The organism is Oleiphilus sp. HI0086 (assembly GCF_001635225.1).
On record NZ_LWFZ01001075.1, the window covers coordinates 1 to 966 of the forward strand.

General features: G+C 44.6%; 1 protein-coding gene. It reads left to right on the plus strand.

The genetic code is table 11. The features are described from left to right. Positions 1-604: 604 nt before the first annotated feature. Positions 605-966: peroxidase family protein (locus A3756_RS19100; RefSeq protein ID WP_304438907.1), on the plus strand; the 362-nt coding region annotated here is incomplete at its 3' end.

Consider the following 966-nt stretch of genomic DNA (forward strand, 5'->3'; position numbering starts at 1 on the left):
AGGTCTGGAATTGCAAGGTCTGACATTCAGTATGAATGGATTTTTGCCGAGTTACCCATTGATCCAGCAAAACACTCTTTCCGGAACCGGGTGGTGCCACCATGAGAACAAGAGGGTAGCCTAGCCCCTTATCCAATAGTGCTATTAGATCATCTCGCTTGATATGAGTATTCATAGTGCCACCGCTCGTCCTGATTCCTTGTTATTGTTCTGACTCTATATGGCATACATGCGTCTACTAATTAAGACTGCATTATGTCCTTTTCGATCTCAATAGCGCTTTTAAANATTGTGAAATACCACTATTCAAAGTGTGAAATAGGCCATGTTTTATGACTTTTGCTGTAATTGTCGGTAATTTATCTATTAACGTTTGAACTCAGGCTGAAACAGGCTTAAGAGATCGAGTGTACCTTGATTTTTGTATCTCCCCATCCTTTAGGAGGGTGTTAAAGTTTTAACACTATCCTTACCCTGCCGGTTACTTGACAAAAGTTGTCCTCTTTTCCTCAAGCAGGGGTCGAGCGTATCCCCCAATATGCACCTGCTTAGGGAAAGGGTTTTTTGTCAAAGAAAACAAAAATAATGGACGGAGAGACGACACATGATTATTAACTCGGTATGGGTAACCTGGCCGGCCCTGGTCAAATACGGCACACTCGGTGTAGCAGGCGCTGCACTAATAATTGGCTTGGAACGAGGTGAGCTGCTCGAGAACAATATGATCTCGACAGAAGACTTTGAACTAGCAAACGAAGGTATTGTCTGTGATGAGCGAAGCCACACCGCTCGAACAGAAGATGGTACCTGTAATATTCTGGAGAACCCGTCAGAAGGTTCTGTCCATATGCGCTTTGGACGAAACGTCGAGCTTCAAGCCGCCTTTGGTGAAACGGAAGACGGTACCTTGTTGAGCCCTAACCCGCGTGAAGTCAGTAACTCGCTGATGAAGCGTGAGCAATTTAA